This is a genomic window from Frankia canadensis, from assembly GCF_900197875.1.
Lineage (GTDB): Bacteria > Actinomycetota > Actinomycetes > Frankiales > Frankiaceae > Frankia > Frankia canadensis.
Map to the genome: position 1 here is coordinate 36,325 of NZ_FZMO01000079.1, position 22,982 is coordinate 59,306.

Annotated in this window: 23 protein-coding genes and 1 pseudogene; 21 read left to right on the forward strand and 3 right to left on the reverse strand. The window is 72.2% G+C overall.

The window, feature by feature from the left end; translation table 11 throughout:
* Position 1: 1 nt before the first annotated feature.
* Together C1A33_RS08615 and C1A33_RS34075 are read left to right on the forward strand one after the other, a co-directional pair.
* Entirely contained in the window at positions 2–412 is a 411-nt protein-coding gene (locus tag C1A33_RS08615) for a hypothetical protein (protein ID WP_101830990.1), read from the forward strand.
* Between the two features lie 1,377 nt (positions 413–1,789).
* Positions 1,790–2,131, forward strand: a complete 342-nt coding sequence (locus C1A33_RS34075) for a hypothetical protein (RefSeq protein WP_133150606.1) — start codon at positions 1,790–1,792, stop codon at positions 2,129–2,131.
* Here C1A33_RS34075 and C1A33_RS37370 read toward each other — a convergent pair.
* Positions 2,105–2,233, reverse strand: coding sequence for a hypothetical protein (locus tag C1A33_RS37370; protein ID WP_279354599.1), 129 nt, complete (start codon positions 2,231–2,233; stop codon positions 2,105–2,107). The genes C1A33_RS34075 and C1A33_RS37370 overlap by 27 nt on opposite strands.
* A gap of 112 nt (positions 2,234–2,345) precedes the next feature.
* Between C1A33_RS37370 and C1A33_RS08620 the strand changes: the two genes are divergently transcribed.
* The 7 genes from C1A33_RS08620 (at position 2,346) to C1A33_RS08650 (ending at position 5,471) form a co-directional block, all read left to right on the forward strand.
* Complete coding sequence (locus C1A33_RS08620) at positions 2,346–2,603, forward strand: hypothetical protein (RefSeq protein WP_133150607.1); 258 nt, start codon at positions 2,346–2,348, stop codon at positions 2,601–2,603.
* A 101-nt stretch (positions 2,604–2,704) separates the two neighbouring features.
* The gene (locus C1A33_RS08625) at positions 2,705–2,881 is read left to right on the forward strand and encodes a DNA-binding protein (RefSeq protein ID WP_101830992.1); all 177 of its coding nucleotides are present in this window, start codon (positions 2,705–2,707) and stop codon (positions 2,879–2,881) included.
* Positions 2,882–3,079: 198 nt separating this feature from the next.
* On the forward strand, positions 3,080–3,295 hold the full coding sequence (locus tag C1A33_RS08630) for a hypothetical protein (RefSeq protein ID WP_243407332.1): 216 nt from the start codon (positions 3,080–3,082) through the stop codon (positions 3,293–3,295).
* Entirely contained in the window at positions 3,292–3,606 is a 315-nt protein-coding gene (locus tag C1A33_RS08635) for a helix-turn-helix transcriptional regulator (protein ID WP_115537928.1), read from the forward strand. The genes C1A33_RS08630 and C1A33_RS08635 overlap by 4 nt, the downstream gene beginning before the upstream one ends.
* 130 nt (positions 3,607–3,736) lie before the next feature.
* Positions 3,737–4,132: a hypothetical protein gene (locus C1A33_RS08640; protein WP_133150608.1), complete on the forward strand. Its 396-nt coding sequence runs from the start codon at positions 3,737–3,739 to the stop codon at positions 4,130–4,132.
* Positions 4,133–4,308: 176 nt separating this feature from the next.
* Positions 4,309–4,725: a hypothetical protein gene (locus C1A33_RS35615; protein WP_101830994.1), complete on the forward strand. Its 417-nt coding sequence runs from the start codon at positions 4,309–4,311 to the stop codon at positions 4,723–4,725.
* Between the two features lie 260 nt (positions 4,726–4,985).
* A complete protein-coding gene (locus C1A33_RS08650; RefSeq protein WP_101830995.1) occupies positions 4,986–5,471 on the forward strand; it encodes a Panacea domain-containing protein in 486 nt (161 codons plus the stop codon).
* Positions 5,472–6,041: 570 nt separating this feature from the next.
* Here the strand turns inward: C1A33_RS08650 and C1A33_RS08660 are convergent.
* Positions 6,042–6,734, reverse strand: a complete 693-nt coding sequence (locus C1A33_RS08660) for an MBL fold metallo-hydrolase (RefSeq protein ID WP_101830997.1) — start codon at positions 6,732–6,734, stop codon at positions 6,042–6,044.
* Between the two features lie 237 nt (positions 6,735–6,971).
* On the opposite strand from C1A33_RS08660, the gene uvrA reads away from it, so the two are divergent.
* The gene (uvrA, locus tag C1A33_RS08665; RefSeq protein WP_101830998.1) at positions 6,972–9,893 is read left to right on the forward strand and encodes an excinuclease ABC subunit UvrA; all 2,922 of its coding nucleotides are present in this window, start codon (positions 6,972–6,974) and stop codon (positions 9,891–9,893) included.
* Positions 9,894–9,934: 41 nt separating this feature from the next.
* Here the strand turns inward: uvrA and C1A33_RS08670 are convergent, their stop codons facing one another.
* Complete coding sequence (locus C1A33_RS08670; protein ID WP_101830999.1) at positions 9,935–10,348, reverse strand: SsgA family sporulation/cell division regulator; 414 nt, start codon at positions 10,346–10,348, stop codon at positions 9,935–9,937.
* A gap of 250 nt (positions 10,349–10,598) precedes the next feature.
* Here C1A33_RS08670 and uvrC point away from each other — a divergent pair, with 250 nt between their 5' ends.
* From uvrC to C1A33_RS08725, 11 genes and pseudogenes are all read left to right on the forward strand, one after another.
* Positions 10,599–12,794 (forward strand): excinuclease ABC subunit UvrC, encoded by a 2,196-nt coding sequence (gene uvrC, locus C1A33_RS08675; RefSeq protein WP_101831000.1) that lies wholly within the window; start codon positions 10,599–10,601, stop codon positions 12,792–12,794.
* Positions 12,791–13,660 (forward strand): RNase adapter RapZ, encoded by an 870-nt coding sequence (rapZ, locus tag C1A33_RS08680; protein ID WP_101831001.1) that lies wholly within the window; start codon positions 12,791–12,793, stop codon positions 13,658–13,660. Before uvrC ends, rapZ begins: the two co-directional genes overlap by 4 nt.
* Positions 13,661–13,662: 2 nt before the next feature.
* Positions 13,663–14,757 carry a gluconeogenesis factor YvcK family protein gene (locus tag C1A33_RS08685; RefSeq protein ID WP_480014314.1) on the forward strand — a complete coding sequence of 365 codons (1,095 nt, stop codon included), beginning with the start codon at positions 13,663–13,665 and terminating at the stop codon, positions 14,755–14,757.
* A gap of 5 nt (positions 14,758–14,762) precedes the next feature.
* Entirely contained in the window at positions 14,763–15,749 is a 987-nt protein-coding gene (gene whiA / locus C1A33_RS08690; protein WP_101831013.1) for a DNA-binding protein WhiA, read from the forward strand.
* Between the two features lie 442 nt (positions 15,750–16,191).
* On the forward strand, positions 16,192–17,199 hold the full coding sequence (gene gap, locus C1A33_RS08695) for a type I glyceraldehyde-3-phosphate dehydrogenase (protein ID WP_101831003.1): 1,008 nt from the start codon (positions 16,192–16,194) through the stop codon (positions 17,197–17,199).
* Between the two features lie 88 nt (positions 17,200–17,287).
* Positions 17,288–18,490 (forward strand): phosphoglycerate kinase, encoded by a 1,203-nt coding sequence (locus C1A33_RS08700; protein ID WP_101831004.1) that lies wholly within the window; start codon positions 17,288–17,290, stop codon positions 18,488–18,490.
* 17 nt (positions 18,491–18,507) lie between these two features.
* Entirely contained in the window at positions 18,508–19,344 is an 837-nt protein-coding gene (tpiA, locus tag C1A33_RS08705; RefSeq protein WP_101831005.1) for a triose-phosphate isomerase, read from the forward strand.
* Positions 19,345–19,523: 179 nt separating this feature from the next.
* Positions 19,524–19,754 (forward strand): preprotein translocase subunit SecG, encoded by a 231-nt coding sequence (secG, locus tag C1A33_RS08710; RefSeq protein ID WP_101831006.1) that lies wholly within the window; start codon positions 19,524–19,526, stop codon positions 19,752–19,754.
* Positions 19,751–21,541, forward strand: coding sequence for an ABC transporter substrate-binding protein (locus C1A33_RS08715; RefSeq protein ID WP_243407333.1), 1,791 nt, complete (start codon positions 19,751–19,753; stop codon positions 21,539–21,541). Before secG ends, C1A33_RS08715 begins: the two co-directional genes overlap by 4 nt.
* 218 nt (positions 21,542–21,759) lie before the next feature.
* On the forward strand, positions 21,760–22,095 hold the full coding sequence (locus tag C1A33_RS08720; protein WP_101831007.1) for an RNA polymerase-binding protein RbpA: 336 nt from the start codon (positions 21,760–21,762) through the stop codon (positions 22,093–22,095).
* Positions 22,096–22,103: 8 nt separating this feature from the next.
* Positions 22,104–22,919 (forward strand): annotated as a pseudogene (locus C1A33_RS08725) (serine/threonine-protein kinase); the annotation flags it as partial.
* Between the last annotated feature and the right edge of the window lie 63 nt (positions 22,920–22,982).

Below are 22,982 nucleotides of genomic sequence, written 5' to 3' on the forward strand. Positions count from 1 at the left end.
CATGTGCATCGACCTCGACGCGGACAGCCCCGAAACGGACGAGACCGAGAACGAAACCGTCTCCGTCTTCGAGGACATCGCCGACGCGCTGCGCGGTCTCAGCGAGTGGGGGGAGCTGTCCGAGAACAGCATCAAGATCATTCAGATGATGGCCGCTGGCGCCTTCACGATCTTCGCTGCGTTGCAGGACGGCGACGCACGCGACCAGGGGGACACCAGCCGCGACGCGCCGAGGCTGGCGGCCGACGAGTGCCGGACCATCGCCGAGCTGTTCGCCGACTTCGTCGACACCTGCACCGTGCTGCGTGACGATCGGTCGCGTCGGCGGCATCTGCTCAACGGCGCGGCCGGTCTGCTCGCCACTGTGTCCCCCCTCAACGTGAAGACGGCGACGCTCGACACCGCGGCGTAACTCGGTCGCCGCACCGCAGCCCCGCACGCTGACCACCGCAACCGCACACCGCACCGCAATGGTGCGGGGAGCCGGTTGCGGTGCGGTGTGCGGGGCTGCGGCGTTTGCGGCCCGCGGGTGCGGTGTGCGGTGGTGGCACCTCTTGCGGTGGTGCGGTGCGGTGTCGGCTGCGGTGCGGTGGGCCTCCTCGCGGCGCGCGGCGTTGCGGTTGACACCGCATGCGGTGCGGTCTGGACGGGATGCGGTGCGGCGCCGCACACCGCAAGCGGTGCCGAGCTGACCTGCGATTTTGCGGTGTTTCTTGCGGTGCGGTGTCGCAGGACGTGCGGTGCGGTGCGGGGTTGCGGCGTTGCGGTCCTGCGGTGATGCGGTGCGGTGCCAACCCGCACGCCGCACCCGGTGCCGCATTGCGGTGGTCGTGCGGTGCGGCGCTCGGCGGGACTTGCGGTGCGGTCTGCGCCAGGGCCTGCGGTGCGGAGGTTGCGGCGGGCACCGTACGTACGGCCGCGGTGCGGCCCGGCCCGCCGCATCGGGACGAGCATGGCGGGTCGTGCGGCCCGGGGGAGGCGGTGGCCGGTGCGGTCCCGGCCCGTACGACCGGGCTGCGGCCCGTACGGTGCGGCACCGTCCGTACGGCGCCGCGGCACCCGATGTGGTCCCGGCTGGTGCGGCCGGGTCCGTACGAACAGTGCCGCTGGCCGGCGCGGATATGGCGTTCGGTGCGGCGCGGTCAGTACGTCCGGCATCCACGCGCCGTTGGTAAGGCGGCCGAGGCCCACAGACGTACGGCCAGGTTCCCCATGGTGGCCGTGCGGCCTGCGGATCCCGTACGGAGATGGTGAACGCCGCCAGCTTGTACGGTGCGGCGCGGTCCGTACGGCCGTACGGCGCGGGGACCGCTTCGGCGGCCAACCGTCCGGAAGCGTACGGCGGCGCCATACGGTCCCATTGCCATTGCGTTGCGCTGGGGTCCCTGCACCGGCTGCGCTGCTCGACGCTGATGCGCTGCGTCGGGTGCGTCGGGACTTGCGTCGTGCGCTGCACCGCCAGCCGACGCAACCAGCGGATGCACACCGGTGCTGGCCTGCATATTTGCGTTGTTAGCCATGCGAAGCAAAGTTGCGTTGCGCTGCGTCGGGGCAGGGTGGCGACGCAACCTCGACGTGCGTTCGTTGCGCTGCACCGTGCGCCGGGCATCTGATGCGTTGCGCTGCTGCGCTGCTGCGCTGCCCCCGGGGTTTGCGCTGCCGCCCGTTGCGTTGCGTCGCTGCACTGCGCCGGCCGCCTGCGCTGCGTCGCTGCGTTGCACTGCGGCCGAGGTGCACTGCCCGGTGCGTCACCTCGACGGGCCGCGGAGACGGCGTCCCCCGGAAGGAGATGGAACTGTCCGAACTCATGTCACTCGGGAAGGCGTTGGAAGAGCTGGAAGCGCCGAAGGCCCGGGAGCGGCGTCGAGAGCACGGCGGGACGGCTCCAGGGCGAGCCGCCCAACACTCAGCATCCGGTGATGCTGAGTGTGCTGAGGACACCCACCGCGGCAAGGTGTCGTCGATCGTGGCTCGTGAGCTGGGTTTGACGCCGACGACCTACGAGCGGCTCCGGTCCGTCTACCGGGCCGCGGAGGACCCGGCCGAGAACGGCAGCGCCGAGGGGGCCGACGACCGCAATATGGTCACAATGACCATTACGCGATCAGACGGCAGGGATGATCTTCGGTGACGGTGCGGTACGCCGCCGCGGCGCCGCCTCGCCGAACACCAGGAACCACATCCGCTCGATCAGCTCGCCGTCCTGGCGCATCTGCCCGTCGGTGAACCGCACCTCGTACCGGCCGTAGACCCCCGGCCCTGCCTCTTCCAGTACGGGCCGCGCCTTGGCCTTCAGCTTCCGCGCCAGGGCCTCCAGTCGGGCAGCCTCGGCCCATGCGGCGGCGGTGCCAGCCGGGGACGGCGCGGGTGCGGGTGATGTTCGCGGCGCGCCGCTCGGCGTAGGTGTGGACGCTGGCGGCGCTGACGCCGTCGCCGAGCCGGTCGAGCTTCCCGGCTCGCAGGTAGCGGCGGATGGTCTGGGGCTGAACGTCGAGGGTGGCCGCGGCGCTGGTGATGCTGACGGGGTGCTCAACGGGGGCGGCGGTGTACGTGGTGAGTTCGGTGATCGTCATCGCTGCCCCCGGGTTGCCGACTTCCTGTAGGCAACACCCTAGTAGGCAACTACCTAGCTAGGCAACCCCCTAGATGGTGACTGCCCGGTAGACTGTTGCCTATGGCAGAACACCGGGCGACAGGCCGCCTCATGGGCCTCCGAGAGATCGAAGACAAGCTCGGCGTCTCCCGCCAACGAGCACACCAGCTCACCGAACACCCGAGCTTCCCTGCCGCCTACGACGTGATCAAAGCCGGCCGGATCTGGCTCGCTGAGGACATCGACACGTGGATGCGCACCACCGGCCGGACCGCGAAGACCCCCTGACCATCGCGGCCTTAGCCGAGGCGATCACGACTCGGCACCGCATGTGCGACGCGGCCGGACCCCGGTCTAGGTGCTGAGCGAAGGGCCACATGGGGGCCACAGCGGTCCAGCTGTCGTCGTGCTCTGGACGGGCATGCACAGCGCATGGAGAAGCTGAGCCCCGCAATTCGATCATTGAAAGCTCGCGCGGCAGCGAACGTGTCGTGGGCGCGGACGGTGGACCGGTCGGGGCGGACGGCGCCCGCGCGGGCGGCGGCGCTGGCCCGGTTCGAGACGCAGGTCGACCCGGATGGGGTGCTCTCAGCCGACGAGCGGGCCAGACGCGCCGAGTACGCCTTCAAAGCGCACATGCAGCAGATGGCGGTACGCAGCGTGAAGGTGCGGCAGGCACGGCGCCGAGGTGAGAGCGCGTGACGGCGATCCCGGCCGCGAGAAAGCCTTCCGGCGCCCCGGACATCAAGGAAGACCCTCGGTGGTCGGGCGTTCGATCGGTCCGTGTCGAGCCGGTGTCGGTCGTGGACCTCGACGAGCTGTGGACCACCAACGACGTCGCCGAGCACTGCAACGTCAGCGAAGGAGCTGTCCGCTACTGGCGGCAGACCAACACAGGACCGCCATACGCGAAACTCGGCCGGCTTGTCCGCTACCGTCCCTCTGACGTCCGCGCCTGGCTGGACCAGCAGTTCGAGAGTGATCGACAGGCGGTGCCCTTGATCGGCAAGTAGCAGTAGACCGGCGGACCGGACAAGCCCGACCGGACGGTCACCGCCCCGACGAATCGTCCGGAACCTGCGTCACAGAGATGGCCCAGCGCCGACCCTCAAACCAGGAATGCCACCGGCGAGGGGGACGCAGATGGGGTCGACCGGGCGCTACCCGCTGGGCGTCATGTTCTTCACCGCGTTCTTCGCTGCCGCGTGCGCCGCCGAAGGCGTCGTCGCTGTCGCCCTCGGCTGGTCGGCGGACCTCATATGTGAGCCTGTGGCCGTCGGCATCCTGCTAGTCGGAGCCGCCCTCGTGTCCGCCGAACGGCACGGCGGCACCGCACGCGCCGACCGGGCCACGACCGGCGCCGTCCTCGCGCTGATCGGAGTCGTAGTGGCCGCAGCCTTCGGGCTGGGCGTTACTGCGGTGACGCGAGACGGGATCCGCCAGTGGCGGGGATACCTGCTGATCTTTGAATCCCTCTGTGCGCTTGCCGGTTTCCGGGCTCTGGGCTACCGCATCCTGAGCCGGCCACCTGGCATCTGAGAGCCCTCAGTGCGGGATCGCAGGGTAGTCGCGCCGTTCCCCATGCCCTCGACCATCCGCAAGTCGGACAGAGCGCAGCAAGCCGTCACGGCGGTGACGAAACCAGCCAACCCGTCGCCCGCGCCGTTCCGGAGGCGTGAGACTCGGCCGGGTATGCGACCGGCGAGGGGAACTGGATGCGGCCGATCGATCGCGACTTCCTGTTCACTGTGATCTTTGCTTCGACTGTCAGCCTTGTGTGCGGGTCCTTCGGGATCGTGGTCGTCCAGCTCTACGACACGTCGACCATGGGCCTGTTCCTCATGGCCGCCAGCGTCGTCACAGCCACACTTCCCATCCTGATCGCGGACCGCAGAGGGTTCGGACTGCGACCTGGACCAGCAGCGCGAATCGACCGCGCTGTGGTCCGGTGGATGGCAACGCTAGCGGCCCTCGTTGTCGCGGCGTCCGTGCTTGTCGGCATCGTGATCCTCGTCCGCGACGCGCGCCGATGGCAGGGCTACCTGCTCGCCGGCGGCGCTGTCCTGAATGGCTGGGCGTCCGTCGAGTTCGTCCGCCGCCTGCTCGGCCGCCCAGCGGAAGGGGGGCCATAGCCGCTCCGCTGGTCGTCAACTGCGGGGCCGCCGCTCAGCCACACCTTGACGATCACCAAGTCCCACGCCGTGCCCGATGGATCAACAGCTCTCGGGCATGCCCCCTCCCGGCAGGCGCTTCCGGGCTAGGCGGCGAGTGGAAACCTGCTACGTTGCAGCGTGTTCTACGTCGCTCCACGGGGGAAATGATGGACAGTAGATCTAGCGTTGTTCCAGTACCGCCACGTCGGACGCAACTACCGAGGGGAGGTACCAGGCAGATGCCCTCCGTGCACGACGTCGCCGCCTACATCCTCGACCAGGCCGGCCCCATGACCGCCATGAAGCTCCAGAAGCTCGTCTACTACTCGCAGGCATGGCACCTCGTCTGGGACGACGACGTCCTGTTCCCCGAGCCGATCGAGGCATGGGCCAACGGCCCCGTCGTCCCCGCGCTGTACGCCCAGCACCGCGGCCGGTACACGGTGGAAGCCCCCTGGCGGTGGGGCAGCGGGGACGCGCTCACCGACGCGCAGCGCGAAAGCATCGACGAGGTGCTGAACGCCTACGGCAGCTTCACCGCCCAACAGCTCAGCGTCCTGTCGCACAGCGAGCGGCCATGGCAGGAGGCTCGCCGTGGCCTGCAACCGCTTGAGCGGGGTTCCGAGGTCATCGAGCCCACGACCATGGCCGACTACTACGGTTCCCTGCTCCAGGACGACAGCCCCAGCGAGCCAGTGCGTGGCTCGGCGGTTCCCGAAGACTGATGGGCAAGGGGCGATCGAAGAAGACCCCGCCGATCACGCTCCCTCCGCAGCGCCACGACGCCCCCCGGCGTGCCTCCAAGGTCCCGGACCAGGACACAAGCTCTGCGCGGATCTGCTGGCGGTTCAACCTCGCTGACACCGAAGGCTCATGGGCGATCACGCCAGCATCATGGCCCGAGGTCATCGGGCATCTCAGACAGTTCGAGAGCATGACTGTGCACGAACTGTTCGCCGCCGGCAGGGATACGGGGAAGGACTACTCCCTGGAGCGTGGGTTCCCCCAAGACGAGGCGAACAGGCGGTGGCAGGCACTCGGTCTTGACGATCAAGATCGGGTGTCCCGGCTTAGGCATGGTGGACCGATCCGGATCTACGGGCTAAGGGTCGGGAACGTCTTCCATGTCCTTTGGTGGGACCCGGAGCACAAGATCTGGCCGAGCGGTTCGAGGTGGTCTGGTGGCCGCTGGATCCTGCCCTGATCCTCGTACGACCGAGTGATGCGGCCTCGACGACCATGTCCAGTGAGCGGGGCGCGAACCCGAAGAGCCCTGCACCCAGCCCGAGAGGTGGTTACCAGCCGCGGGCCCGCCACTCGGCCAGATGAGGCCGCTCCGCGCCGATCGTCGAGTCCCAGCCGTGGCCCGGATACACCCATGTCTCATCCGGCAGCGGCCCGAAGACCTTGCGCTCCAAGTCGTCCATCAGGCTCGTGAACTCATCCGGAGTTGTTGTCCGGCCAGGGCCGCCGGGGAACAGGCAGTCGCCGGTGAACAGGTGCGGGGCGGCGGGGTCGGCGTCGTAGAGCAGGGCGACCGAGCCGGGGGTGTGGCCGACGAGGTGGATCGCCCGCAGGGTGGCGCGGCCGACGGTGACCCCGTCGCCGTCGTGAATGATCCGAGCGGTCGGTACCGGGATCTCGGCTGCGTCGTCGGCATGGGCGACCGTGGTCGCGCCGGTGGCGGCCACGACCTCGGCGAGGGCCTGGACATGGTCGCTGTGGCGGTGACTGGTGACCACGGTGGCGAGACCGGCGTCGCCGATCAGGGTGAGCAGGGTGCCGGGTTCGTTCGCGGCGTCGATGAGCAGCTGTTCGCCGGTGGTGGGGCAGCGCAGCAGATAGGCGTTGTTGTTCATCGGGCCGACCGCGACCTTCGTCACCATCAGGCCGGGTAGCGCGCGGGTGTCGGCCGGGCCGCCGACGGTGACCCGGCCCGTGTAGGCGCCGCCGGCCGCGGGCGTGGCGGTGTCGTGCTCGCTGGTCATGGAGGGGACTCCTCTCGCCCCCGGCGGGGCTGGGCGGACCGTGCTGGGACCACACGTGGGTGGAACACCATCATCCGTCAGGTCGTTACGGTCCGGCGGGTGGCGGGCGACGCGGAGGCGGGCGCGCCCGGTCCTGCGGTGGCGCCGGCGGGCGGCCACGAAAACTGTCGGACCCCGTCCGTAGCATGGCCACACCCGACCAGGTCCGATTTTCCGGAAGATCACGAGGGATCGACGATGGCCGACCGACTTGTCGTGCGTGGCGCGCGTGAGCACAACCTCCGCGACGTCGATCTCGATCTGCCCCGGGACGGGCTGATCGTCTTCACCGGGATGTCGGGGTCGGGCAAGTCGAGCCTCGCGTTCGACACGATCTTCGCCGAGGGTCAGCGGCGCTACGTCGAGTCGCTGTCCGCGTACGCGCGCCAGTTCCTCGGCCAGATGGACAAGCCGGACGTCGACTTCATCGAGGGCCTGTCGCCGGCGGTATCCATCGACCAGAAGTCGACCTCGCGCAACCCGCGGTCCACCGTCGGCACCATCACCGAGGTCTACGACTACCTGCGGCTGCTGTTCGCCCGCGCAGGCCGGCCGCACTGCCCGAAGTGCGGGCGGCCGATCTCCCGGCAGACCCCGCAGCAGATCGTCGACCGGCTGCTCGAGCTGCCCGAGGGCACCCGCTTCCAGGTGCTCGCCCCGGTGGTGCGCGGGCGCAAGGGCGAGTACGTCGACCTGTTCGCCGAGCTGCAGAGTTCCGGGTTCGCCCGGGCCCGGGTCGACGGCACCGTCGTCGCCCTCACCGACGTGCCGAAGCTTGAGAAGCAGCGCAAGCACACCATCGAGGTCGTCGTCGACCGGCTGGCGGCGAAGGCGTCCGCCAAGCAGCGGCTCACCGACTCGGTGGAGACGGCGCTGCGCCTCGGCGGCGGGCTCGTCCTCGTCGACTTCGTCGACCGGCCGGCGGAGGACCCGGAGCGCGAGCGAATGTACTCCGAGCACCTCGCTTGCCTCTACGACGACCTTTCCTTCGAGGAGCTCGAACCGCGGTCGTTCTCGTTCAACTCGCCGTACGGCGCCTGCCCGGAGTGCACCGGCCTCGGCACCCGCAAGGAGGTCGACCCCGAGCTCGTCGTGCCCGACCCGACGCTGTCGCTGGCGCAGGGCGCGATCGCCCCCTGGTCCGCGGGGCACAACAAGGAGTACTTCGAGCGGCTGCTCACCGCCCTCGCCGAGGACCTCAGCTTCCGGATGGACACGCCCTGGGAGGGCCTGCCCGAGCGGGCCCGCAAGGCGGTGCTGCACGGTAGTGGCGAGACGGAGATCCACGTCGGCTACACCAACCGCTACGGCCGCAATCGCTCCTACTACACCTCGTTCGAGGGTGTGATCGCGTTCCTCGGCCGGCGGCACCGGGAGGCCGAGTCCGACAGCAGCCGCGAGCGGTACGAGGGTTACATGCGCGACGTGCCGTGCCCGGCCTGCCGGGGCGCGCGGCTGCGGCCCGAGTCGCTGGCGGTGACCGTCGGCGGGCGGTCGATCGCCGAGGTGTCCGGAATGGCCATCGGCGAGTGCGCGGCGTTCCTGCGGGAGCTGGAGCTCACCGAGCGGGAGCAGACCATCGCCGGCCGGGTGATCAGGGAGGTCGACGCGCGGCTGACCTTCCTGCTCGACGTCGGCCTCGACTACCTCTCCCTCGACCGCGCCGCCGGGACGCTCGCCGGCGGCGAGGCACAGCGCATCCGGCTCGCCACCCAGATCGGCTCCGGTCTCGTCGGCGTCCTGTACGTGCTCGACGAGCCGTCCATCGGCCTGCACCAGCGGGACAACCGCCGGCTCATCCAGACCCTGCTGCGGCTGCGTGACCTCGGTAACACGCTCATCGTCGTCGAGCACGACGAGGACACGATCCGGGCGTCGGACTGGGTGGTCGACATCGGGCCCGGCGCGGGGGAGCACGGCGGGCGGGTCGTCGTCTCCGGGCCGGTGGCGGACCTGCTGGCCAGCGAGGAGTCGATGACCGGCGCCTACCTGTCCGGCCGCCGGCAGATCCCGGTGCCCGACATCCGTCGCACGCCGACCAAGGGCCGGGCGCTGACCGTCCACGGCGCCCGCGAGCACAACCTGCGCGACGTCACCGTGTCGTTCCCGCTCGGCTGCTTCGTCGCCGTCACCGGAGTGTCCGGCTCCGGCAAGTCGACGCTGGTCAACGACATCCTCGCCACCGTGCTCGCCAACCGGCTCAACGGCGCCCGCGAGGTGCCCGGCCGGCACCGCACCGTCAGCGGGCTCGACCACCTGGACAAGGCCGTGCGGGTCGACCAGTCGCCGATCGGGCGGACGCCACGCTCCAACCCGGCGACCTACACCGGCGTGTTCGACCACATCCGCCGCCTGTTCGCCGAGACGACCGAGGCGAAGGTGCGTGGCTACCTTCCCGGCCGGTTCTCGTTCAACGTCAAGGGCGGCCGCTGCGAGGCCTGCTCCGGCGACGGCACCATCAAGATCGAGATGAACTTCCTGCCGGACGTCTACGTTCCGTGTGAGATCTGTCACGGCGCCCGGTACAACCGGGAGACGCTGGAGGTCCACTACAAGGGCCGCAACATCGCCGAGATCCTCGACATGCCGATCGAGGAGGGCGCCGAGTTCTTCGCCGCCGTCCCGGCGATCGCCCGCCACCTGCGCACCCTGAACGACGTCGGCCTCGGCTACGTGCGCCTCGGCCAGAGCGCGCCGACGCTGTCCGGCGGTGAGGCCCAGCGGGTCAAGCTCGCCGGCGAGCTGCAGCGGCGCTCCACCGGCCGCACGGTCTACGTCCTGGACGAGCCGACGACGGGCCTGCACTTCGAGGACATCCGCAAGCTGCTCGGCGTGCTCGGCCGGCTGGTCGACGCCGGCAACACGGTGATCGTCATCGAGCACAACCTCGACGTGATCAAGACGGCCGACTGGATCGTCGACATGGGACCGGAGGGGGGCACCGGCGGCGGCCGGGTCGTCGCCCAGGGGGCACCGGAGACGGTGGCTGCGGTGGCCGAGAGCCACACCGCCGTCTTCCTCCGGGAGATCCTCGGCGACCGGGTCGCCGCCGCCGAGGCGCGCCCCGGAAAGAACGGGGGGCGCGGCCGGCGCCTCGCCGAGGCCGCGGCGGCCCGCTGAGGCCGGCGGCGGGATCGGGACGGGCGGCCGGGGGAGGCCTGTCAGTTCTCCAGCAGGTCGGCCAGGACCGTATCGAGTTCCGCCTCGGTGTGCTCCTGGCCGGTGGGGACGAGCCGCTCGGTGCGGTCCAGGAAGCGGCGCAGGGACGAGGTCGCGACCACCACCACCCGGCGCTGGCCGCCGTCGAGCAGGTCCAGCCGGACGCCGCGGCGTGCCGGGTCCGGGCCGATGCGCACGTCGCCGTCGCCCACGGCCGTCTCCAGCCCGGTGCGCAGCGCGTCGCGGGGCGCCACCCAGGTGCCCTGCGGCAGTGCGGGGTGCTCCGGCCTGGACACCAGCGACAGGGACACGGCCAACGGGTCGCAGGCGCGCCAGCCGAACTGGAGCACCGTGACCCGCCCGCGGCTGGCCCCGTCGTCCACGACGAACTCCGCCGTGACGTCCTTTCCAAGCACGTGCTGGCTCCCTCGGTTCGCTTGCCCGGTGTGTCGAGGGTCGCAGCCCCCTCGCCCGGGCGCCAGCGGGGTGACCCACGACAGCGGAAGGTGTAGATGTGATTACTTTACGCCCATGGCTCCACTCCCGTCCGTCACTCCTCCGAGACGCTTCGCGAGGACCCGCCGTGGAGGCTCCGAGCTATGCGTGATGAAATGGTTACGTGCAGGTGCTGCTCGTTCCGGATGATGGTCGCCGTAGGCTCGGTTCATGGCTGATCCGGCGTCCTACCGGCCCCCGCCGGGCTCGATTCCCGAGACCCCCGGCGTCTATCGCTTCCGCGACGAGCACGGCCGCGTGCTCTACGTCGGCAAGGCCAAGAACCTGCGGGCCCGGCTGGCCAACTACTTCGCCGATCCGTACACGCTGCACCCCCGCACCCAGACCATGGTCCGCACCGCGAGCGCCGTGGACTGGACCGTCGTCACCACCGAGGTCGAGGCGCTCCAGCTGGAGTTCACCTGGATCAAGCAGTTCGACCCGCGCTTCAACGTCCGCTACCGCGACGACAAGAGCTACCCGAGTCTCGCCGTGACGCTGCACGAGGAGTTCCCGCGGCTGCAGGTGATGCGCGGGCCGAAGCGCCGGGGCGTGCGGTATTTCGGCCCGTACGCCCATGCCTGGGCGATCCGCGAGACCCTGGACCTGCTGCTGCGCGTGTTCCCCGCACGCACCTGCTCGGCCGGGGTGTTCAAGCGGGCCGGGCAGGTCGGCCGGCCGTGCCTGCTCGGTTACATCGACCGCTGCTCGGCGCCGTGCGTCGGCCGGGTCGACGCCGAGACCCACCGGGCGATCGTCGACGACTTCTGCGACTTCATGTCCGGTCACACCGCGCGCTACCTGCGCCGGCTGGAGCGGGAGATGCGCGAGGCCGCACAGGCCCAGGAGTACGAGCGGGCCGCCCGGCTGCGCGACGACGCCGGGGCGCTGCGCCGGGCCATCGAGAAGCAGGCCGTCGTGCTGCCCGACGACACCGACGCCGACGTGATCGCTCTCGCCGAGGACGAGCTGGAGGCCGCCGTCGCCATCTTCCACGTGCGCGGCGGGCGGGTGCGCGGCCAGCGCGGCTGGGTCATCGACAAGGTCGACGAGGTGACGACCGCCGACCTCGTCGAGCAGTTCCTCACCCAGGAGTACCTGGACGGTGGGGCGCCGGCCGGCGATGGGCAGCCGTCGGGAGGCGGGGCGCCGGCGGACGGTGGTGCCGGGGTGCCGCGGGAGGTGCTCGTCCCCGTCCTGCCGCCGGACGCGGACGCCGTGACCGAGCTGCTCGGCGAGATCCGCGGTGGCCGGGTGGACCTGCGGGTGCCCCGCCGGGGCGACAAGCGCACGCTGCTGGAGACCGTCGAGCGCAACGCCCGCCAGGTGCTCGCGCTGCACCGCACGAAGCGGGCCAGTGACCTGACCGCGCGCAGCCGGGCGCTCGCCGAGCTGCAGGAGACCCTGGAGCTGCCGGACGCGCCGCTGCGCATCGAGTGCTTCGACGTCTCCAACATCCAGGGGACCAACGTCGTCGCGAGCATGGTCGTCTTCGAGGACGGGCTGGCCCGCAAGTCCGAGTACCGCCGCTTCTCCATCCGCGGCGCCGCGTCGGACGGCGCGACCGACGACGTAGCGAGCATGCACGAGACGATCCACCGCCGCTTCTCCCGCTACCTCGCCGAGAGGTCCCGCACCGGCGAGCTCGTCGGCATCGCGGACACCCCGGACGACGCGGCCAGCGCGGACGCCCTCGCCACGGCCGACGCCAACGCCAACGCCGACGCCGACGCCGCGGGCGGTGGGGAGGCCGCCGGGGGGCCGATCGATCCGGACACCGGCCGGCCGCGGAAGTTCGCCTACCCGCCGAACCTCGTCGTCGTCGACGGCGGCGCGCCGCAGGTCGCCGCTGCCGCCCGCGCCCTCGACGAGCTCGGCATCGACGACGGGCCCGGCGGGGTGGCGCTGTGCGGGCTCGCCAAACGCCTCGAGGAGGTCTGGCTGCCCGGCAGCGACGAGCCGGTGATCCTGCCGCGCACGTCCGAGGCGCTCTACCTGCTCCAACGGGTGCGCGACGAGGCGCACCGGTTCGCGATCACCTACCACCGGCAGAAGCGGTCCGCCGCCATGGTGGTCTCCGCCCTCGACGAGGTGCCGGGGCTGGGGGAGACCCGGCGCAAGGCGCTGCTGCGGCGGTTCGGCTCGGTCGCGAAGGTGCGGGCGGCCAGCGTCGAGCAGCTCACCGAGGTGCCCGGGATCGGCCCGCGCACGGCCGAGGCGATCCTCGCCACCCTCGCCCGCTCCGCCCCAGGGGGCGTCTCGGCACCCGCGCCCGCCGTCGACCCGGCCACCGGTGAGATCCTCGACGACGGTCCGGTCGCGGACCATGCCGACGCGGAGCATGCCGACGCGGGGAGCGTGTCATGACCACCCCCACCCTCGATCTCGCGATCATCACCGGGCTGTCCGGGGCGGGCCGCAGCACGGCGGCCAAGTGCCTGGAGGACCTCGGCTGGTTCGTCGTCGACAACCTGCCACCCGGGCTACTGTCCACGATGGCCGAGCTCGGCCATCGCTCCGGCGGCGCGGTCAGCCGCATCGCCGTCGTCGTCGACGTGCGTGGGCGGGCTTTCTTCTCCGACCTGCGGGCCGCCGTCGCCGCCCTCGACGCCCGCGGCATGCATCCGCGGATGCTGTTCCTCGAGGCCAGCGACGACGCGCTCATCCGCCGCTTCGACCACGTCCGAAGGCCGCACCCGCTGCAGGGCGACGGGCGGGTCGTCGACGGCATTGGCCGGGAGCGGGCCCTGCTCGCCGAGCTGCGGGGCGAGGCAGACCTCGTGCTGGACACCACCGACCTGAACGTGCACGAGCTGCGCTCGAAGATCGACGCGGCGTTCGGGCTGCCGACCGCGAACCGGCTCAACGCGACGGTCGTGTCGTTCGGGTACAAGTACGGCCTGCCGCTGGACGCCGACCTCGTCGCCGACTGCCGCTTCCTGCCCAACCCGCACTGGGTGGAGGAGCTGCGCCCCTACACCGGGCGTGATCCGCAGGTGCGGGACTACGTGCTGGCCCAGCCGGGCGCCGCCGAGTTCCTCGACCAGTACGCGGCGCTGCTGCGCCTGGTGGGCGACGGCTATGCCCGGGAGGGCAAGCGGTACCTGACGCTCGCCGTCGGCTGTACCGGCGGCAAGCACCGCAGCGTCGCCATGGCGGAGCAGCTCGGCGTGCGCCTCGCCGCCGACGGTGTCGGGGTCCGGGTCGTGCACCGCGACCTGGGACGGGAGTGAGCGTGCCGGATCCCACTCCGTCCGCCGGACCGTCGGTCGTCGCGTTCGGCGGCGGCCACGGCCTCGCTGCCTCGCTGGCGGCGCTGCGTGGGCTCACCCCGTCACTCACCGCCGTCGTCACCGTCGGCGACGACGGCGGTTCGTCCGGCCGGCTGCGCACCGAGCTCGGCGCGCTGCCCATGGGCGACCTGCGGATGGCCCTGGCCGCCCTGGCCGAGCCGGGCGGGGTCCCGGCGACGTGGGCGGAGCTGTTCCAGCACCGTTTCGGCGGCGACGGTCCGCTGGCCGGGCACGCGGTCGGCAACCTCGTGCTCACCGGGCTCGCGGAGCGCACCGGCTCGCCGGTGGCCGCGCTGGACCTGGCCGCCGTCCTGCTCGGGGTGCGTGGGCGGGTGCTGCCGCTGGCCACCGAGGGCATCGACATCGTCGCCGACGTCGCGGGTCTCGACCCGGCGGCGCCGGCGGCGACGAGCGAGGTCCGTGGGCAGGCGGCCGTGGCGACCACGGCCGGCCGGGTGGTCGGCGTGCGGCTCACCCCGGCGGCGCCGGCGCCCTGCGCGGAGGCGGTCGCGGCGGTGCGGGCCGCCGACTGGCTCGTGCTCGGCCCCGGCTCCCTGTACACGAGCATGCTGCCGCACCTGCTGGTGCCTGGCATGCGCGAGGCCATCACCCAGTCGCGGGCGCGCCGGGTGATGGTTCTGAACCTGGCCGCCCAGCCCGGCGAGACCGCCGGCTACACCCCGCCGGCGCACCTGGAGGCGCTGCGCCGGCACGTGCCCGGCCTGTGCGTGGACGTCGTCCTCGCCGACCCGACGGCGGTGCCCGAGCCGGATCCCCTGACCCGGGCGGCGGCCGAGCTCGGGGCGCTGCTGCACCTGGCGCCGGTGCGGGTGCCCGGCGCTCCCGTGCACGATCCGGCCCTGCTCGCCGCCGCCTTCCGGACGCTGTTCGCGGCCCTGCCGCGGCCGGCAGCGGCGGTGCCCGCACCGCCCGCCGCCCGCACTGGACCGCCCGCCTCCTCCCGGCGGCCGGTCACCACGTACCCATCGTCCGGCGGAGCGGTTCGCCGGACCTCATCCGGTGAAGCCAAGGAGTGATCGGTGTGGCGGCGATGACGGCCACCGTCAAGGACGAACTGAGCCGGCTGCGGGTCGCGAAGCCCTGCTGCCGGCGGGCCGAAATGGCCGCCCTGCTGCGTTTCGGTGGGGGACTGCACATCGTCGGGGGCCGAATCGTCGTCGAGGCGGAGCTGGACACGGGCGCGACCGCGCGCCGGCTGCGCCGTGAGGTCGCGGAGGTGTTCGGGTTCCCGTCCACCGTGGCGGTGCTCGCCGCGGGCGGCCTGCGCCGCTCGGTGCGCTACATCGTCCGGGTGGAGCGCGACGGCGAGCAGCTCGCCCGCTCCACCGGGCTGCTCGACCAGCGGGGCCGGCCGGTGCGCGGTCTGCCGCCGCAGGTCGTCACCGGGTCGGCGTGCGACGCGGCGGCGGCCTGGCGGGGCGCGTTCCTCGCCCATGGGTCGCTGACGGAGCCCGGCCGGTCCTGCTCGCTGGAGGTCACCTCGCCGGGGCCGGAGGCGGCGCTGGCGCTGGTCGGCGCGGCGCGGCGACTCGGCGTGCAGGCGAAGAGCCGCGACGTGCGCGGCGTCGACCGGGTCGTCATCCGGGACGGCGACGCGATCGGCGCGCTGCTGACCCGTATCGGCGCCCACGAGAGCCTGCTGGCCTGGGAGGAGCGGCGGATGCGCCGCGAGGTCCGGGCGACGGCGAACCGGCTGGCGAACTTCGACGACGCGAACCTGCGCCGCTCGGCCCGCGCGGCCGTCGCCGCGGGGGCGCGGGTGCAGGCGGCGATGCGCATCCTCGGTGAGGACGCGCCCGAGCACCTGCTCGCCGCCGGCCGGCTGCGCCTCGAGCACGCCCAGGCGTCGCTGGAGGAGCTGGGCGCGCTGGCCGATCCGCCGCTGACCAAGGACGCGGTCGCCGGTCGGATCCGCCGGCTGCTCGCGCTCGCGGACAAGCGCGCTCACGCCCTCGGTATCCCCAATACCGAGGCGAGCGTCTCACCGGATCTCCTGGAGAACGCCTGAAGCGCGACAATATACTATTTGGTTGATTCCGGGCATTTCGCTAACCAGATCGGCAAATGCGGCCGCCGCGCCGACCGGTCGGGCCCTGATCAACGATGCCCGGTCCGCGTGGAATAATGACCCGTGTAGCACCATCGGGATCGCCCGCGGGAGCGGGACCGGCCCCACGGCGGGGCGCGTCCGGACGGGCGCCCACGCCGGACGGTGCCGGCCCGGCTGGCGCGTCGTTCCAGGCCAGGGGGCCGTGCGGGGCGGCGGCGGTCCCTCCGGCCACGGCACGCTGGCGTGGCTGACGGGAAGCAGTGCCGTCGGCGGGCGGGCGGCCTCGTGTGAGGAGACCAACACCGCACGCTTCGGATTACCGCCGATGATGTGCGAACTCGTTAGGCTCCTCCCTCGACACATCGATAACGACGAGACACAACGGTAGGGAGTCCAGGACGTGGCTACGCGGGTGGGTGTCAACGGCTTCGGGCGGATCGGCCGTAACTTCTGGCGGGCGCTCGCGGCGAGCAAGCGCAGCGACCTCGAGATCGTCGCCGTGAACGACCTGACCGACAGCAAGACCCTCGCGCATCTGCTGAAGTACGACACCACGCTCGGCACGCTGGCCTCGCCCGTCAGCGTCACCGACGGCGGCATCAAGGTCGGCGACACGCTGATCAAGGTCCTCGCCGAGCGGGACCCGGCCGCGCTGCCCTGGGGCGAGCTGGGCGTGGACATCGTCATCGAGTCCACCGGCCGCTTCACCAAGGCCGCCGACGCCGGCAAGCACATCGCCGCGGGCGCGAAGAAGGTCATCATCTCGGCTCCGGCCAAGGACGAGGACATCACCGTCGTCATGGGCGTGAACGACGACGCCTACGACCCGGCGACGCACCACATCCTGTCCAACGCCTCCTGCACCACGAACTGCGTGGCGCCGCTGGCGAAGGTGCTCGACGAGGCTTTCGGCATCACCCAGGGCCTCATGACCACCGTGCACGCCTACACCAACGACCAGGTCATCCTGGACTTCCCGCACTCGGACCTGCGCCGGGCCCGGGCGGCGGCGCAGAACATCATCCCGACCACCACCGGTGCCGCCAAGGCCACCGCGCTGGTCCTGCCGCAGCTCAAGGGCAAGCTCGACGGCCTGGCCATGCGCGTGCCGGTGCTCGACGGCTCGGTCACCGACCTCGTCGCCACGCTCGCGAAGCCGGCGAGCAAGGAGGAGGTCAACGCGGCGTTCAAGGCGGCCGCCGAGGGCCCGCTCAAGGGCTACCTGGTCTACACCGAGGACCCGATCGTCTCCTCGGACATCGTGAACACCCCGGCCTCGTGCACTTTCGACTCGCTGCTGACGATGTCCGCCGGCAACCAGGTCAAGGTCATCGGCTGGTACGACAACGAGTGGGGCTACTCCAACCGCCTGGTCGACCTGACCGCGCTGGTCGGCGCCCGGCTCTAGGTTCCCGTCACCCGGGCCGGGGCCGGCACTCGCCGGTTCCGGCCCCGATCCCGCAGTTCCCGGCCTCGAACCCCTGGAGTAGCGAAGAGTGAGGACGATCGACGACCTGCAGGTCGCCGGGCACCGCGTCCTGGTCCGCAGCGACCTCAACGTGCCGCTGGACCGCTCCGGCGACGCCCCGCGCATCACCGACGACGGCCGGGTCCGCGCCAGCGTCCCGACGATCGCCGCGCTGCTCGACCGCGGCGCCCGGGTGATCGTGACCTCCCACCTGGGCCGCCCCAAGGGCGAGCCCGACGCGAAGTACTCGCTGGAGCCGGTCGCGGCCCGGCTCGGGGAACTGCTCGGCCGCCCGGTGGCCTTCGCCGGCGACGGCAGCGGCGACATCGCCGGGGAGCGGGCCCGCGAGGTCGTCGGCGCGCTGGCCGACGGCGAGGTGGCGATGCTGGAGAACCTGCGCTTCAACCCGGGCGAGACCAGCAAGGACGCCGTGGTCCGGGCCGCGTTCGCGGACGCGCTGGCCGCGCTCGCCGAGTTCTACGTCGGGGACGCGTTCGGCGCCGTGCACCGCGCGCACGCGAGCGTCGTCGACGTGCCCAAGCGGCTGCCGCACGCCGCCGGCCGGCTGGTTCTCACCGAGCTCGACGTGCTGCGCCGGCTGAGCGCCACCCCCGAGCGGCCGTACGCGGTCGTCCTCGGCGGCTCGAAGGTCTCCGACAAGCTCGGCGTCATCCGCGCCCTGCTGCCGAAGGTCGACGCGCTGCTCGTCGGCGGTGGCATGTGCTTCACCTTCCTGGCCGCGCTCGGCCACGGCGTCGGCTCGTCGCTGCTCGAGGCCGAGATGATCGACACCTGCAAGGAGCTGCTCGCCGAGGGTGGCGAGCGGATCGTGCTGCCCACCGACGTCGTCATCGCCGACCGGTTCGCCGCCGACGCCGCGACGAAGGTCGTCGCCGCGGACGCCATCGAGGAGGGCTGGCTCGGCCTGGACATCGGCCCCGCGTCCACCCGCGCGTTCGCCGAGCGCCTCGGTGGTGCCGTCACCGTGTTCTGGAACGGCCCGATGGGCGTCTTCGAGATGGCGCCGTTCGCCGCCGGTACCCGCGGCGTCGCCGAGGCGATCGCCGCCGGCAACGGGTTCTCCGTCGTCGGCGGCGGGGACTCCGCGGCGGCGGTCCGCACGCTGGGCATCCCCGACAGCGGCTTCAGTCACATCTCCACCGGCGGTGGCGCGAGCCTCGAGTACCTCGAGGGTGCGACGCTGCCCGGCCTCGCGGCCCTCGGCGTCTGAGACCGGGGCCGATCGACATGGCACCGCTGGGACGCGGACGATCCGAGAAGGGCAGGACCGTGGGCACGAACAGGGGCAGCGGGCGGCGGACGCTCGTCGCCGGCAACTGGAAGATGAACCTCAACCACCTCGAGGCCATCGCTCTGGTGCAGAAGGTCGCGTTCGACCTCAAGCCGGCCGAGCTCGAGGCGGTCGAGGTCGTCGTCGTGCCGCCGTTCACCGACCTGCGCAGCGTCCAGACGCTGATCGACGGGGACAAGCTCGCCCTCGGCTACGGCGCGCAGGACCTCTCTCCGCACGGCTCCGGCGCGCACACCGGTGACATCAGCGGCGCGATGCTCGCCAAGCTCGGCTGCAGCTACGTCGTCGTCGGGCACTCCGAGCGCCGCGCCGACCACCACGAATACGACGCCACCGTCGCCGCGAAGGCGAAGGCGGCGTACGCGGCCGGCCTCACCCCGATCCTGTGCGTCGGCGAGGTCGAGGCGATCCGGGTCGCCGGCACCCACGTCGAGCACGTGCTGGGCCAGCTCAGCGGCTCCCTGGCCGGCATCACCGCCGAGCAGGCGGCGACCATCGTCATCGCCTACGAGCCGGTGTGGGCGATCGGCACCGGGCGCACCGCCTCGGCGCAGGACGCCCAGGACATGTGCGCCGCCGTGCGCGGCCGGCTCGCCGAGCTGTACGGCGAGTCGGTAGCCGCCGGCATCCGGGTGCTGTACGGCGGTTCGGTGAAGGCGGCGAACGCCGGCGAGCTGTTCACCATGCCCGACATCGACGGCGGTCTCGTCGGCGGGGCGAGCCTCGTCGCCGAGGAGTTCGTCGGCATCGTGCGCAGCGGCCCGCCGGCCTGACGGCGGCGCGACGACACGGGCCCGGCCGGTACCAGCACGACACCGGCCGGGCCCTGTCATGCCCGGGGGGCCCGGTCTTCCCGGTGCGGTACGTTGATGTCTACTGAGGTGCGGTGTCTGGTGCGGTGTCTGGCGGCGGGGCGTCCGCCGCGTCCCCGAGAAGCGGGAGCTGGTCTGCAATGACGATCGGTCTGTCGATCGCGCTGATCATCGCGAGCGTGCTGATGATCCTGCTCGTGTTGCTGCACCGGGCCAAGGGCGGCGGCCTGTCGACCCTGTTCGGCGGTGGCGTGTCCTCGTCGCTCGGCGGTTCCTCCGTGGTGGAGAAGAACCTCGACCGGCTGACGATCCTGGTGGGGTTCGTCTGGTTCGTCTGCATCATCGGCCTCGGCCTGCTGCTGAAGAATTGAACCGCATTCGCGTCCTCCTTCTTCTCGCCACCGTCCTCGTCACCGCCGCGGCCTGCTCCGGCGGGTCCGGTGGCTCCGGCCCGGTGGCCGCGAGCGCCACCCCGGCCGCCGCGTCCACGACCCCCCCGCCCGTCGCGAAGCCTGGCGGCACCCTGCGCGTCGTCGCCGCCCGCATGCCCAGCGGCGATCCGGGCTGGGCCGACGAGCCCGGCGAGCAGGCCGTCGCCCGCCTCGTCACCCGTCAGCTGTACAGCTACCCGACCGACCCGAGCCCGGAGAACGCGATCGTGCCGCGCCCCGACCTGGCCGTCGGGGCGCCCATCGTCAGCGAGAACGGGCTCGTCTACACCGTCCGGCTGCGTTCGGCCGCCCGCTGGGACACGCCGAACCAGCGGCGGATCACCGCCAACGACGTCGCCCGCGGCATCAAGCGGTTGTGCACCCCGCCGTCCCCGTCCCCGTTGCGTGGCTACTTCGCCGCCACGATCGTCGGCTTCCGCCAGTTCTGCGACGAGCTGGCCGCGACGCCGGTCGCCGACGCCGCCGCCTTCGTCGAGGGCAACACCATCGAAGGCGTCGAGATCGTCGGCGACGACACGGTGGCCTTCCACCTGCTCGCCCCGGTGAACGACTTCGTCGACGTGCTCGCGCTGCCCGCGTCCTCGCCGGTGCCGCTGGAGGCGCTGGCCTACCCGCCGGACTCGGCCGACTACCTGCACAACCTGATCTCGGCCGGCCCGTACCGGTTCACCGTGTCGCCGGGCCTCACCGGGTCGCCGGACGACGGCCCCGGCTACCGGCTGGCCCGCAACCCGTCGTGGAGTGCCTCCTCGGACGGCATCCGCCGCGCCCTGCCGGACCACATCACGATCACCGACGGGCTGACCGACGACCAGATGCAGCAGGAGCTGGAACGCGGCGACGCCGACATGGCCCTCGACGGCACGCTGCCCGCCGCCCGCGCGGCGGAACTGGCGAAGGCGCGCGACCCGCGGCTGGTCGTAGACGACGTCGGCACCGCCCTGGCGCTCACGGTGGGCCTCGACGGGCCGTCCGCGGCCGCGCTGCGCGAGTCCGCCATCCGCCAGGCGCTGCCGTACTGCCTCGACCGGACCAGCCTCGCCGCGGCCCTCGGCGGCCCCGACTTCGCCACCCCCGCGACGAGCCTGCTGCAGTCGCCGATGACCGGCTACAGCGACCTCGACCCGTTCCCGGACCCGCAGGGCACCGGTGACCCGACCCGCTGTCGGGAGGCGCTCGGCCAGACCCCCGGCGGCCCGGTCACAGCGCTGTCGCTGCTGACGTCGGACAGCCCCGCCGACGCGGCGGTCGCCGAGGCGCTGCGCACCGCGTTCGCCCGCGCCGGGATCCGGCTGGACATCCGCATCCGCACCGGTGACCGTTTCGCCGCCGCCGCGGTGACGCCCCAGCGCCAGTTCTGGGACCTCGCGCTGACCAGGATCACCCCTTCCTGGTACGGCGACGCCGGGCGCACCGTCTTCCAGCCGCTGCTGGACGAGACGTGGGTGGGCCCGCGGCCCGCGGACGGTGGCTACCGTGATCCGACGGCCCTGCGCCAGCTCGACGCGGCGCTGCGGGCGAGCAGCGAGACGACCGCGGTCAGCGACTGGAGCACGCTCGAGCAGACCGTCGTCGCCAGTGCCGCGGTCATTCCGCTCGCGGTCGTGCACACCCCGGAGTTCCACAGCGCGAACGTCACGACGTACACGATCGTGCCGTCGCTGGGGACGGCGGATCCGACCGCGGTGTCGCTGGGTTCCGGATAAGGACCGCCCTGTCCGGGCTTGTCCCGGCTGCGCATGGCCGGGTTGGGGTGGTCGGTGCATCCCCGCCCGGCCCTGGCGGCCTACACTCCCACCAGGACGTACCCGGAGGGACAACCGGGGGCCTGTGCGCCGGGGAAACAGCAGTATGCCGGGAAAACAGCAGTATGCCGGGAACGCCGGGCTGCATCCATGGGACGAGACGAAGGAGCACGCGGGCCGTGGCAGGTGGCAACGCCATTCGGGGGAGCCGGGTCGGGGCTGGACCGATGGGAGAGGCGGAGCGCGGCGAGACCGCGCCCCGCCAGCGCGTCTCCTTCTGGTGCGCCAACGAGCACGAGACGAGGCCGTCGTTCGCGGTGGACGCGGCCGTCCCCGACACGTGGGACTGTCCGAGCTGCGGCTTCCCGGCGGGTCGGGACCGGGAGAACACCCCCGCCCCGCCCCGCACCGAGCCGTACAAGACGCATCTCGCCTACGTGCGGGAGCGACGCAACGAGAAGGACGGCGAGGCGATCCTCGCCGAAGCGCTCGCGAAGCTGCGGGGCGCCTCCTAGGCCCGGCACTGGCTGCTCTCGGTGCCGGGCGGCTCGTCGCGGGGCGTTACCGCCTCGTCGAGTGGCTCGGCGCGGGCGGGATGGGCACCGTCTGGCGGGCCCATGACGAGATGCTGCGGGTCGACGTCGCGGTCAAGGAGATCCGCTTCCCGGCCGAGCTGGACGCCGCCGAGCGCGCCGGCCAGGTCGACGCGGCGATGCGCGAGGCACGCACGGCGGCCCGGCTGCGGGGCAACCCGCACGTCGTCACCGTCCACGACGCCGTCGAACAGGACGGCCTGCCGTGGATCGTGATGGACTACGTGCCGGCCGACACCCTGGGCGCCACGGTCGAGCACGCCGGCCCGCTGCCCGTGCCCCGCACCGCCGAGATCGGCCTCGCGGTGCTCGACGCCCTCGTCGCCGGGCGGGAGCTCGGTGTGCTGCACCGCGACGTCAAACCGTCGAACATCCTGCTCGCCCACGACGGCCGGGTGCTGCTGACCGATTTCGGCATCGCCACCCACGTGTCGGACCCGACGCTGACCGGCGGTGGCGGCAGCGGCGGCACCCCCGCCTACATGGCGCCCGAACGCCTCGTCGGCGGGGCGGCGACGCTGCTCGGTGACCTGTTCTCCCTCGGCGCCACCCTCTACCTGGCCGTCGAGGGCGTCGCGCCGTTCCAGCGCGAGTCCATCCCGCTGACGATCGGTGCGGTGGTGCACGGCCAGCCACCCGCCTTCACCCGGGCCGGCGCGCTCGCCCCGGCGATCGCCGGCCTGCTCGCGAAGAACCCCGCCGGCCGTCTCGGCGCCGACGGCGCCCAGGCCCGGATGCGCGGCGCCGCCTAGGTCAGCAACGGCGGCGTGACGCTGCTGCGCCGCGGCTACTCCTACACCGACGGCGTC